Source organism: Pseudomonas fuscovaginae SE-1, assembly GCF_000364705.1.
Taxonomy (GTDB): Bacteria; Pseudomonadota; Gammaproteobacteria; order Pseudomonadales; family Pseudomonadaceae; genus Aquipseudomonas; species Aquipseudomonas fuscovaginae_A.
In genome coordinates this window covers 1-9,958 of record NZ_AQOH01000302.1, presented here as the reverse complement: position 1 = coordinate 9,958, position 9,958 = coordinate 1, and the positions used below count along the sequence as shown (strand labels likewise).

The 9,958-nt window shown below is 57.6% G+C and carries 11 protein-coding genes and 1 pseudogene; 5 read left to right on the top strand and 7 right to left on the bottom strand.

The genetic code is table 11. The features are described from left to right. A pseudogene (locus K675_RS33760) lies at positions 1-226 on the bottom strand (hypothetical protein); the annotation flags it as partial. A gap of 259 nt (positions 227-485) precedes the next feature. Between K675_RS33760 and K675_RS0124270 the strand changes: the two are divergent. Continuing rightward, positions 486-680, top strand: a complete 195-nt coding sequence (locus K675_RS0124270) for a hypothetical protein (RefSeq protein ID WP_017906064.1) — start codon at positions 486-488, stop codon at positions 678-680. 271 nt (positions 681-951) lie between these two features. On the opposite strand, the gene K675_RS0124265 is transcribed toward K675_RS0124270, so the two are convergent. Then, positions 952-1,380 carry a hypothetical protein gene (locus K675_RS0124265; protein WP_017906063.1) on the bottom strand — a complete coding sequence of 143 codons (429 nt, stop codon included), beginning with the start codon at positions 1,378-1,380 and terminating at the stop codon, positions 952-954. A 218-nt stretch (positions 1,381-1,598) separates the two neighbouring features. Then, entirely contained in the window at positions 1,599-2,486 is an 888-nt protein-coding gene (locus K675_RS31325) for a LysR substrate-binding domain-containing protein (protein ID WP_157383983.1), read from the bottom strand. 275 nt (positions 2,487-2,761) lie between these two features. On the opposite strand from K675_RS31325, the gene K675_RS0124255 reads away from it, so the two are divergent. The 4 genes from K675_RS0124255 to K675_RS0124235 all read left to right on the top strand — a co-directional run bounded on the left by K675_RS0124255 (position 2,762) and on the right by K675_RS0124235 (position 6,483). Beyond that, positions 2,762-4,450 carry a choline dehydrogenase gene (locus tag K675_RS0124255; RefSeq protein WP_017906060.1) on the top strand — a complete coding sequence of 563 codons (1,689 nt, stop codon included), beginning with the start codon at positions 2,762-2,764 and terminating at the stop codon, positions 4,448-4,450. Next, a complete protein-coding gene (locus tag K675_RS0124250; RefSeq protein ID WP_017906059.1) occupies positions 4,447-4,716 on the top strand; it encodes a cupin domain-containing protein in 270 nt (89 codons plus the stop codon). Before K675_RS0124255 ends, K675_RS0124250 begins: the two co-directional genes overlap by 4 nt. 172 nt (positions 4,717-4,888) lie before the next feature. Further along, positions 4,889-5,782, top strand: coding sequence for a glycine betaine ABC transporter substrate-binding protein (locus K675_RS0124240; protein WP_232434472.1), 894 nt, complete (start codon positions 4,889-4,891; stop codon positions 5,780-5,782). A 230-nt stretch (positions 5,783-6,012) separates the two neighbouring features. Then, positions 6,013-6,483 carry a hypothetical protein gene (locus K675_RS0124235; RefSeq protein ID WP_020481078.1) on the top strand — a complete coding sequence of 157 codons (471 nt, stop codon included), beginning with the start codon at positions 6,013-6,015 and terminating at the stop codon, positions 6,481-6,483. Between the two features lie 93 nt (positions 6,484-6,576). Here K675_RS0124235 and K675_RS0124230 read toward each other — a convergent pair whose 3' ends face one another. From K675_RS0124230 to K675_RS0124215, 4 genes are all read right to left on the bottom strand, one after another. Beyond that, positions 6,577-6,891: a hypothetical protein gene (locus K675_RS0124230; RefSeq protein ID WP_017906056.1), complete on the bottom strand. Its 315-nt coding sequence runs from the start codon at positions 6,889-6,891 to the stop codon at positions 6,577-6,579. Between the two features lie 79 nt (positions 6,892-6,970). Further along, complete coding sequence (locus K675_RS0124225) at positions 6,971-7,600, bottom strand: hypothetical protein (RefSeq protein WP_017906055.1); 630 nt, start codon at positions 7,598-7,600, stop codon at positions 6,971-6,973. A 443-nt stretch (positions 7,601-8,043) separates the two neighbouring features. Beyond that, entirely contained in the window at positions 8,044-8,337 is a 294-nt protein-coding gene (locus tag K675_RS0124220) for a hypothetical protein (RefSeq protein WP_017906054.1), read from the bottom strand. A 515-nt stretch (positions 8,338-8,852) separates the two neighbouring features. Continuing rightward, a complete protein-coding gene (locus K675_RS0124215; protein WP_026145504.1) occupies positions 8,853-9,194 on the bottom strand; it encodes a DUF6124 family protein in 342 nt (113 codons plus the stop codon). Between the last annotated feature and the right edge of the window lie 764 nt (positions 9,195-9,958).

The following is a 9,958-nucleotide window of genomic DNA, read 5'->3' as shown; positions in this document are numbered from 1 at the left end:
GCGAAAAATGAGGTAAAGGGGTCATTTTTGGGTTGGCGTTGACAGCTTCCTCATCGCACGTAGCCTCAAGGTCGACACAGAGTAGGTAATCATAGGGGTGTAAAACCTCCCTTAGCGCACCTAAATGCTGGGGCTTACGAACAGGTACCATGGTCAGCTCTAATTTTTGGATTGATGAAAAATACCCAACGCCTTGTTGGCCATCAGGAAAATTATCCGATGCCAATGCGCATTGTCCACCGGATGGCTAATCCTAAGAGCGCTACGCGGGTAAGCGGGGCCGCCGCAGATTTTTCGTACGGGCGATGCCGGTGAAACTGATGCACCGTATCAGCCAATCGCTATCGCCCAGGCGTGAGTAGCGAAGGAAAATAACGCCCCGTGCTACTCTGCGCAGGCTAATGGAGCTTGGATCCAGCTGATGCCTGGAGAAAGTGTGGCGACCGCCGATATATTCACGTCCAAATCCTCCGAGCCGCCGCCCCATGAACCTCTCCGACGCCGTCCTGATTCTGCTGCTGGCCGCCCGTATCCACGGAACGGACGAAGCGGTGCGCGCCTCGGCCAAGAGCTGCGTGAAGAAGTTGCCCCGGTCCAAGCGCGACCTGATCTACAACGTGATCAACAGCCGCAGCCCCATGGATCTGATCGCCTTCCTGGCCGAGAACCTCGAGGACTGAAAGCGCCAGCGTGACTACCGGTTGCCAGATCAGCATCCGATCAACCGTGCAGCTAGATGCTCAGTGCCAGATACTCGAAAATGGCCGGCCCTGGATCGCTCCGATCAGTCTTTCCAAGGACAAGCGGGTAGGGCCTCACCACCTGCATCAACGAGATTTTGGAGTGAGCGATACCTACTGTGTAATTGCATGATTGTTTGCATCGGATCTGACCCGCGCACTGGCAGCAACCGACCCATAGCGGACCCAGTGGTGCTTCTTTCTTCTTTCGTCATGTTTGACTGTGTGTGCTCGCCTTTCGTGACGTCATGAGCGTCTGGCACATAGCCGCCACTTCTGGGATAGCCGCAGCCAGCGTGGACAATACCTGATACATCTCCTGGGCATCTGGAAATGGATATACATCCAGGCTCATGGCAATCCTAAGCTTGCGCGGATCGTGCTGTTCTCTGAGCCACGTCTCGACCTCACGCGTCATTGCCGCGCCGTTATCGTTCGTTTGCCAAGCCAATAAATTGAACAGTTCGACAACCAGCTCTTCGGCCACTGTTCGAGGTATCTCCGCGAAAAGGCGATTGGCTAGGTCAAGCTCGCCAAATACGCTTACCAATTCGTTCACCACGTCAAACGCCTGGGTGTATTCGGCGGCGTTGCGCTCAATATCAATGATGTCGAGCGCTTGTTTTAACGATGGGTGCATTTGGTCATTCCATGGTGTTGCAGGGGGGTATGCAAATCAGCATTGGACCCAACGCATCGTCGGGGCGTTGAGCTACGGTGCCGCAACATCTCACAGCTTAGAAACCAGCGTTCACAGCGAAAAGAAAAATCTTTCCACCTATTGCAAACGTCCGCTTTTAGGTTCCACAACTTCTCACCTAGACTCAGCTACTGCCCATCCAATGGATAGGAACGTTATCAGCCAGATTTCAACATCGGCTGAGGCACTACATGTTTGCGCAGCTCCTGGGCGAAGAATTGCACGGCCGGGCTGCCTTCTCGTTTGCCTACCCGCAGTTCGATGATCACGTTGCCCAAAGCGGGCAGCCCGGTCACCGCCGGATCGAGGATCTGCCAGCGAGGTTGAATCAATGGCATCGAGGTCGCAGCAATTGCCATTCCACTCTCGACCGCGAGCTGAACGCCGGTGACGCCGGTGCATTCGAACGCGATTTCGTACTCTCGCTGGTTGCTGCTCAGCGCCGTCAGAATCTGCCGACGATAGCCGCAACCGTGCGGGTACAACGCCAGCGGGACCGGTTCGTCGGGTGACAGCTGATAGCTCTCGGCTGCCACCCATTGCAATTGATCGCTTCGCAGGACCTCGCCATTGCCATCCCCGTTGCGCTGCGTGAGCAGCGCCAGGTCCAGGTCACCGCTTTCAAGCCCGGTGAACAGGTTCTGACTGATGTCGTTGCGGATCTGCAAACGCACATTTGGGTAGCGTTGGCTGAAATGCTGGAGCACCGGTGGCAGGAATGCGCTGGCGTAGTCATCCGGAATGCCGAATCGCACGGTGCCTGACACTTGCTCCTCGATGAACAGCGCCATGGCTTCGTCATTCAGGGCCAGCATCTTGTGCGCATATTGCAGAAGCATCTCACCATCGCGGGTCAGCTCGGCCGTCTGGTGGCCGCGGTCGATCAGGCGCTTGCCGACCATTTCCTCCAGGCGCTTGAGCTGGATGCTGATCGCGCCCTGGGTCTTGTGCAGGCGCAAGGCAGCCACGGAGAGGCTTTTGCTCTCGACGATTACCTTGAAGGCATGAAGCAAAGTCAGATCCAGTTGTCTCATCCCGTCACCCAAACCGCCAGGCTGCTCATCGATCGAATGCTCTGGATGCTACGCGTGCGTATGGCTCAGCTCAATCGTGGGCCCACGCACCGGTATAACGATTTTTAAAGCCGCGCTTTAAATTTATTCGTTATCCACGCAAATGCCCCTTGGGTAGTCTGAATCCAGCCCCCCCATTCAAGACTTTCAAACAACAAGAACCAAGCGCCGGGGTGCCTCGACTGATGTGCTGCCTCGTTCCACTTGATGACATGACACGCCTGTTCGATTGCGCTGGAGAAACCCGAATGAAAGCCGAATTTGATTACGTCATCGCAGGTGCTGGATCTGCGGGCTGTGTGCAGGCGCGCCGGTTGTCCGATGCAGGCTACAAGGTCCTGCTGCTGGAAGTCGGCCCCTGCGACAAGTCCTGGATCATTCGCATGCCCGCCGGCCTGCGCTCGGCGTTCAAACCCACATCGCAGTACAACTGTTGGTACTACACCGAAGAACAGAAGCATCTGAACAAACGCCGCATCCAGCAACCTCGCGGCCGCTTGCTGGGCGGTTCCTCCTCGATCAACGGCATGACCTGGCTGCGCGGGCACCCACTGGATTACGACCGCTGGGAAGCCGAAGGTGCCACTGGCTGGAGTTGGGCCGACTGCGCGCCGTACTTCAAGAAGATCGAATCGAGCGTGATCCACAGTCAGTACCGTGGCCACGAAGGGCCGATTCGCGCCCAGCGCCAGGAACATCTCAGCCCGCTGAATGAGGCATTTCTCCAAGCCGGCCAGCAAGCAGGCTTCGAGCTGACCGACGACGTCAACGGTTATCGCCAGGAAGGCGTTTCGCGCTTTGAAATGAGCGTGCGCGACGGGATTCGCAACAGCTCGGCCTACGGTTATCTGCATTCGATGGGCGAGCATCCTAACCTGACGATCTGGCTGGGCTGTGAAGTTCAGAAGATCCTGCTGGAAGGAAAGCGCGCCGTCGGTTTCCGGGTCCTGCGCAAAGGCAAGATGATCGACGTGCGTGCCTGCCGGGAATCCATTGTCAGTTGCGGTGTATTCGGCTCGCCACAGCTGCTGATGCTTTCCGGCATCGGTCCGGCGGCTCATCTGCGCGAGCATGGCATCACCTGTCAGGTGGACCTGCCGGGCGTCGGTGAAAACCTGCAGGATCATTTGGAGTGCCATATCCAGATCGAGACCAAGGAACCGGTCTCGCTCAACCGCGAACTGCAACCGCACCGCATGCTGTGGGCCGGCATGCAGTGGTTCGGTTTCAAGAAGGGCGTGGCCTCGGTCAACCAGTGCCATGTCGGCGCATTCCTCAACAGCTCGCCGACCACGCCGCACGCGGACATCCAGTTCCACTTCTTCCCGGTGTTCTTCGACAAGAACTGGATTCCCGTACCGACCACCTATGGCTTTCGCATCGGTGTCGGTCCGATGCGACCGACCAGCCGCGGCAACGTCCGGCTGCGTAGCGCAAAGGTCGGCGATCCACTGCGCATTGATCCCAACTACATGGCCACCGAGGAGGATTGGCGCGTCATGCGCGAGGCCATGCGCCTGGGCCTGGACTTCGCCGCCCAGCCTGCCTTCAAGCGCTACCACTATCGCGAAGACACGCCGGGCAGCGCGATCCGTACCGGCAAGGCAATGGACGAGTTCATCCGTGAAGACGCCGCCAGCGCCTACCACCCCTGCGGCACCTGCAAGATGGGCAGGGCGGACGATCCGATGGCCGTGGTCGATAGCCAGTTGCGAGTCCGTGGCGTGGACAATCTGCGGGTCATCGACGCCTCGGTGTTTCCTTCGGTGCCCAGCGCGAACATCAATGCCGCAACCATCATGCTCTCGGAAAAAACCAGCGACATCCTGCTGGGCAAACAACCCCTCGCGCCGGACGCGCTACCGTTCCACAGCCAGCTTTCCATTCCCAATGCCCACAATAACGTTGGCTTGATGCCTTCAGGGAAAACAGCATGACCACGATCATCCGGCGACCAGCCACCGAGCAGGAAAAGCAGCAGTCCCTTCAGTGGGACCTTTGGGAGAGCGGCGATACCGACCGCTTCGAATACAGCTACGACCAGAATGTCCAGTTCGTGGTGCAGAGCGGCGAAGCGGTGATTCACAGCCCGAACAACACGCCCGTGGCCATCGGTCCGGGTGACCACGTCACCATTGGCAGAGGTGTCGAGGGCCGCTGGGCCATCAGTTCGCCGATCATCAATCGCTATCAGTACATCTGAACAACCGGCACTTTGCAGGAGGTCATTGATTCACTGCAGCAACATGGCTTCAACAACGCTTGCCTCGAAGACATCACGTTGAACGTGAAAAACAACAACTCGAGGCAGCACCCCATCATCAATCTGCCAAATCAATAACGCATAACATTGGAGATGCCCGATGATCACCCGTATGTCTTTTGCACACAAAGCCGGCTGCTGGATGGCTGGTGTCACCTTCACCGCCCTTGCCGGTGTTGCCCACGCCGATGAAGCCAAACCGATCACCATCGGTTGGGTGAACTGGGCCGATGCGGAAATCACCACCAAGCTCGCCACCACGATCCTGCAGGATCAACTCAAGCAACCGGTCAAACTGGTGATGGCCGATATCGGCATCCAGTTCCAGGCGATGAGCGCCGGCAAGGTCGACATGATTCCCATGGCGTGGCTGACCTACAGCCACAAGCCGTTCTGGGAGAAGTACGGCGACAAGCTGGAGGATCTGGGCGTGCTGTATGAAGGCCGTCTGGGCCTGGCCGTTCCCACCCGCATTCCGGAAAGCGAACTGTCCAGCATCGAGGATTTGAACAAACCAGAGGTGCGCGAGAAGCTCGGCGGCAAGATCCTGACCTCCGAAGTGGGTAACGGCCAGTACAAGACCGCGACTCGGGCCATTGCCGATTACAAGCTCGACGGCTACAAATTGCTGGCGTCTTCGGAAACCGGCATGCTCAACGAATTCGACCGCATGAATAAACGCGGCCAGTGGGCGTTGATCAATGCATGGAGCCCGCACTGGATGTTCTCGACCTGGTCGCTGCGCTACCTCGACGACCCGAAAGAAGTCTATGGCAAGGCCGAACAGATTCATGCCGTGGCCCGCAAAGGCTTCACCCAGGACTACCCGAAGGTGGCGTACTTCTTCGCCCACTTCAGCATCCCGATGAAGGACCTGGAGAACATGATGAAACAGGCCCGCGAATCGTCGGCTGATCAGGTGGTCGCTCAGTACTACGCCGAGCACAAGGGCACCTACCAGGCCATCCTCGAGTCGGCACCGGCTGTGGTCGCAGCGCAACAGTAGGCCGGACCTCTCTCCCAGGCCGCTGCATACCGGCAGCGGCCCGCCCTTGACGATCTCAGTGCAATGCCCCGTACACCTGCTGGTGGGGACCCGTTCCAACGTTTGCTGGATGGGCTACTGAACGGCTTTTGACTTAGTCGCAGGATTGGTGGCTTTTTAATATCAAGTCTCGGAACTTATCTCGGCCGCAGCGTCTAACCAGCCACCAGGGATTGAGTTGGAGTGCTTTGATGTCCAGTATCAGGATTCGCCGTTTTTTCAGTTGCGCTCTGATCGCCACCATGACGGTGGGCGCCGTGCCTGCTTCGTTCGCCATGACTGCCCAGGAGTTTCTGAACCTCAAGCCCGCGAACGCCGGTGAGCTGGCTAAGGCGATGCAAAAGGATCAGGAGCGAGAGTCTGCCGAGCGAGAGCGACAGCAAGCTGAGCGAACTCGTCAGTTCCAAGAACAGGTTCGCGAGGAGCAGAAGAACTTTCAGAAGCTTCAGCAACAGCAGCAAGCAGAGATGTTTCGTAAAATGGATCAGGATCGCGTAGAGCAGCTTCGAAAAGACCAGCTAGAGCTTGCGGAGCAGCAACGACTTAAACAGGCCGCCTGCAAGGCCCAAAACGAAGAGAGAGCGAAGCAATTGCAAGGTGGTGACCAGCACTCGAGCCAAGAGCCCTCTTGCGATGAGAACAAGGCGGAAACGAGTCGTTAAGCCGCCATCACCTCGCGGCCAACGATGTGTACCAGCAGAAAAAAGCCCGGCAGAACCGGGCTTGAGTGGAATACCGCTAGAGCTTGAGCCGGGTCATGCCTCGACCGGTTCTCCCTGAAGCGACAGGAGCAAATACGGTACTCCTTCAGGTGGTTCCATGCGCCTTAGCGTCAACGCCAGAGCACCTTCCTTTTGCTCTCGAGAGCACAGGTCAAAATGCACTTGCCTCGCCTGAGGACTCTGGTTGTGGGCCTTGGCCACGGCCTGGAACAGTCGCCTCAACCGGCTCTCGTAGGTTGAGCGTCGGCGATCGGCCGGGTCCAGCAGCACCGTGTCCCACACCTGTGCAGTGATCGCGATGGCGTATTCCATCACCTCGCCAACGCGTGGTTTCTTCCTCTGGGGCATCTGATTTCTCCTCAAGGGTGAGAAACCACCTGCCCCGACCGGGAAGTGGTTTCCCGGTTACGGCGATTGGGTTACAGCGTCAAGCGGTACAGCAGGTCACGCCTGTGTTATCGAGTGCCTGCCAGGCAAACACTCGCCACCTCGGTGAAATCAGAAAGCCCCTCAATTCCTTGGCTTCCCGACGGGCCCTCCTGGCCGATTCAAACGCTTCCTGGTTCATGTCCTGGTGTGCCTGTTCGTAGAGCGCCGCCATCCGCTGTTCAACTGCACACACCTCAGCAGTCGTCCAGCAAGGACGTCGCCACACGATCTCCGATCTCTCAATGACACCGGACAGCACCCTCAGGGCATCATCGCTTGCGCAGGCGATCGGCTTTGGCCGATAGACCCTGGCCCGCGTGTAGTAGACCTCCACCGTGCGCGGATCAAATGAACCCACGGCACCGAGCTTCGGATACGCATGCAACTCGTAGAAGCGCGAGGCGCACAACTCAATGGCCTCCTCAAGCACGCCGCAATACCCCACAACGTACTCCCCCGACACCTGGTAGAAACCCACGTGCGGTTCGTCCTCCGGCAAGCTCAGCACACCCGTACAGACAATCGTGAACTGTCGTTGGAACCGATCCAGACGCAACGCCGAACCAGGCAGGTACGGATTGCGAATGAACGGAAACGGCAGCCGTAAAACATTCACAGGTCTTTCCATGAAACACTCCTAGGGGCGGGATAGACCTCGCCCCATAGGGCAAGGCAATCCCTATGGATGGATGTCAGGCACAGGCCGTGGCCGAGCACCCAGGAAGGCGCCAAAGGCACCAAAAAACGAATCGCGCGACAACGATCAACAGCCGTCGCAGCCGAGCATCAGAAGAGGTATCCGCCACACCAAAAAACAGGGGCAGGGCAGTGAGTAGCGGGTGGGCGCCGCCAATCTGTGGCACGCCCATGAAGTGGAAGCCGATGAACAACGAACCTCGTAGGAGGCAGGCATTCAGATCAGCGAGTCAGCCCAGGGCCGACGAAGTCAAAGAGGAGCGATCAACGCTCGAAGGTACAGCGGGGCTTCGCGATTCCCCGGGTGAAACAGAATGCGGAGAACACTTCGCCCGGCGGGGAGTGGTCCCCGCGTGGGTGGGTACAGCAGAGGCGTTACAGCATGTACTTCATGCCGGCGAGCACCGTAGTCACTGTGCCTGCCAACATCATGAACAGACGCAACGTCAACATTGTGCCCAGGCCGTCCACCTTTGCCTCAAGCTTGATGAGGCTCACTTGCAGTTTAGTGATATCGCCTTTGAGCTCAGCACGAAGCTCAGTTACATCGGCCTTGGTGGCAAGGGTTGAGGTCATATCATTCTCCAGCGCATCAATGACAGCAGTGGCGTGTTGCTCTGAGACGTTGGATGCGACCAGCGCCTTGTACAGAGCTGTTTCCATTTTCATCAGACCTCCAGATTTCAGCGGGAGAGCCTGCCCATACGGGCGAGGCCCGTAGGGGGGAAACATCAAGAACAGCGTGCTTCCACCGACCGCAATGGCAGTCGATTGGTCGCATCACTGGAAGCTTGGCGACCTGGTGGCTGGATCACGCGCAATGGCGCGTCGTAGCCCTCAGATCCCAGCTACGTTGGCATGTTGCTGACAAGGCCAGCAGTACGCCCCCCGCACAATGAATACTCCAGCTACTGGCTGTCAAAGCCCGCACTGCAACAAGCTATTTCCAGTGTCTGGCACCTGTAGGAAGCAGGAGTGGCGGCTATGAAACAGCCTACGTGGATACTGTAGGAATCGTTCTGCATGCGGGGAAGGGCGCCGCTGCATTTCGCGTATGAAAGCATGTTCAAGCAGCTCGCTTCTCGACGCCTCCAGGCATCGCTAGCCTGTGCCACCGAGGGCGCAGGCCAGCGCTCAGCTGTATGAACGAGAAGCGGCGCTTCTCGCTCCCCAGCAGAGCGCCGTCAGGCGCTGGCGACCTGCTTCTCAAGCATTGAGTCCATGCGCAATTGCGCCAGCTCGATCAGGTGCACCACACCCATTGCCACTTTGCGGTTCGAGCCAGTCTGGTTGTCGGCATGCTCGTACGCCGTGGCCGCTGCCGACTGCAGAATCGAGTAGACATCAACCAGGGCCTCTTCCTGACTCCCAGGCTCGGGTAGGCGCCTGCTACTCCCTTCATCGGAGCATGATTTTGAGCCTGCGTCCGGCTCCAGGTTGTAGTGAGACAATGCCCGATCCGCGATACGCGGATTGATGCCCCCAGCATGGGAAGATGGCGGCGGATTTGGTGTGACCTTGAACATAGAGTGGTTACTCCCGATCTGTTTGGGGAGCCGCCAACATCGCTGCTAAACGAGAGGGTGGCAGCCGTACGCAGGTTAGCAGACCGGTGATCAGGAAACCCGGCGCACCGAAGTGCCCTGCGCACGGCCACCATAAAACGGAGGGTGCAAAAAAGCGCCTCGTGGAAGGTGGCGCTGTGCGCCTGATCAATCTGGGCTGCTAAACCCGGTCACTGAATTGGCAGTGACGAGCCGAGCCTAGTTCCGTGATCAAGCGCAAACAAGCGCTCGGGATTTTCTAGGAAATTTCACTCAATGGAAAGGGAGTTGTCTGGTCGGCTGCTGAGTGGGCGCGGCAGTCAATCATGAATGACCGTAGTCGACCCAAAGCGGCTGTTCGCCGAGGTCGGCTTACGGCCAGGAGCGGTCAGTCACACGGTAAAACTAATGCTTCCCTCTTTTTACTTTAAACGCTCCAGCTAGGTGCAGAATGTGATGTCGGTGCTTCAGGATCCACGGCTTCAGGCGTTCTATAACCCGCTCCTGGCAAAGAGACCTACATTTAAAGCCGGCTACATCAACGAGTGAAAACGTATTATGAGGACGTGCTATTCCCAAGCGCCAGCAAGCCCAAAGACAAAGTTGATGTCCTGGGCAGGATTTAGAGTTTGATAGTGGCATTGTTCATAGTCTGGTCTATGTAAATTTTAGCTATACTGAGTAAAGTCAGGCAGAGGACGCGCTTGGGTTTTAGATATATCTTAGGTGGTTTGGGGTAGACATAA

What these genes read in the sequence shown, in the direction of transcription:
- K675_RS0124270 (WP_017906064.1), top strand. Translation starts at nt 486, where the DNA reads ATGAACCTCTCCGACGCCGTCCTGATTCTGCTGCTGGCCGCCCGTATC.
- K675_RS0124255 (WP_017906060.1), top strand. Translation starts at nt 2,762, where the DNA reads ATGAAAGCCGAATTTGATTACGTCATCGCAGGTGCTGGATCTGCGGGC.
- K675_RS0124220 (WP_017906054.1), bottom strand. Translation starts at nt 8,337, where the DNA reads ATGAAAATGGAAACAGCTCTGTACAAGGCGCTGGTCGCATCCAACGTC.
- K675_RS0124240 (WP_232434472.1), top strand. Translation starts at nt 4,889, where the DNA reads ATGTCTTTTGCACACAAAGCCGGCTGCTGGATGGCTGGTGTCACCTTC.
- K675_RS0124250 (WP_017906059.1), top strand. Translation starts at nt 4,447, where the DNA reads ATGACCACGATCATCCGGCGACCAGCCACCGAGCAGGAAAAGCAGCAG.
- K675_RS0124235 (WP_020481078.1), top strand. Translation starts at nt 6,013, where the DNA reads ATGTCCAGTATCAGGATTCGCCGTTTTTTCAGTTGCGCTCTGATCGCC.
- K675_RS0124265 (WP_017906063.1), bottom strand. Translation starts at nt 1,380, where the DNA reads ATGCACCCATCGTTAAAACAAGCGCTCGACATCATTGATATTGAGCGC.
- K675_RS0124215 (WP_026145504.1), bottom strand. Translation starts at nt 9,194, where the DNA reads ATGTTCAAGGTCACACCAAATCCGCCGCCATCTTCCCATGCTGGGGGC.
- K675_RS0124225 (WP_017906055.1), bottom strand. Translation starts at nt 7,600, where the DNA reads ATGGAAAGACCTGTGAATGTTTTACGGCTGCCGTTTCCGTTCATTCGC.
- K675_RS0124230 (WP_017906056.1), bottom strand. Translation starts at nt 6,891, where the DNA reads ATGCCCCAGAGGAAGAAACCACGCGTTGGCGAGGTGATGGAATACGCC.